Genomic DNA, 1,079 nt, shown 5'->3' on the forward strand with positions numbered 1-1,079 from the left:
TCCCTTAGTAATGAACTAAAAGAAAAAATCCGTTGAAAACGGATTTGGACTAAATATGTATTCTGTTCATGCAATCTTGTTTATATTTATTTTGACAATGAACATATAAATTCATTGTTGTTGCAGGTGATGCATGTCCTAATATTTCACTTAAACAATTGTAATCAAAACCTAGTTCAATACATTGAGTTGCAAAATAATGTCTTAATGAGTGCACTGTTACATTACTTATATCTAATGTTTTTAATAAAGATTTAAATTTATATCTAAATCTTCTTGGTTCATAATATTTTGATGATTGCGTTAGAAAGTAATTATCACTATCATTCATAATTAAATACGGTATTAATACATCAGGAATTGGTATAACCCTTGCTGATTTTTTTGTTTTTGTAGAACTAATAATAATTTTGGTTTTCTTGTTATCTACATCTTGTATTCTCTGAAGTGTCTTATTAATATTAATTTCTTTTTTCATTAAATCAATATCATCATTTTTTAAAGCACACAATTCTCCAATTCTTACACCTGTACATAAAATAAATAATATTCCTATATGAAAATGATTAGGATTGTTTTTAAGATAATCCACCAAAATGCGATATTCATTTTGATCAAGGATATTTATTTTCTTAACTTTATAAGGATATTTAATATTTAAATTTATGTTATCAATATATCCTTTTTCTGTACAATATTTTAAGCCAAGTTTGATAATATTTACCAATTCTTTGACTGTCTTTATTGATAACCCTGTTGAATCTTTAATTCGTCCACATTTTAATTTTTCAATAACAAATAATTGAATAATTTTCTGATTTATATCTTTTAGATAATATGATTGAAAATATGGTTTGATATGATTGTTTATATGACTATAATAAGTCGCATATGTTGATTCTTTGATATGATATCTTTGAATTTCTAACCATTCATCTAAAATATTAATAAACTTATATTTCTTTTTTCTTATCATTTTATTACCTCCAAATATTAAGATAACAAAATGATAGAATATTTATTTAAAAACTGTTAAAATAATCTTAATAAAAAAGATCTCTTAGTTCATTACTAAGGGA

General features: G+C 23.0%; 1 protein-coding gene. It reads right to left on the bottom strand.

Annotated elements, in window-relative coordinates:
• Nucleotides 1-49: 49 nt before the first annotated feature.
• Nucleotides 50-976 carry a tyrosine-type recombinase/integrase gene (locus B5E87_RS14790; RefSeq protein ID WP_087246175.1) on the bottom strand — a complete coding sequence of 309 codons (927 nt, stop codon included), beginning with the start codon at nucleotides 974-976 and terminating at the stop codon, nucleotides 50-52.
• Nucleotides 977-1,079: the final 103 nt, after the last annotated feature.

The sequence above is a fragment of the Massilimicrobiota sp. An142 genome (assembly GCF_002160725.1).
Taxonomy (GTDB): Bacteria; Bacillota_I; Bacilli_A; order Erysipelotrichales; family Coprobacillaceae; genus Allocoprobacillus; species Allocoprobacillus merdigallinarum.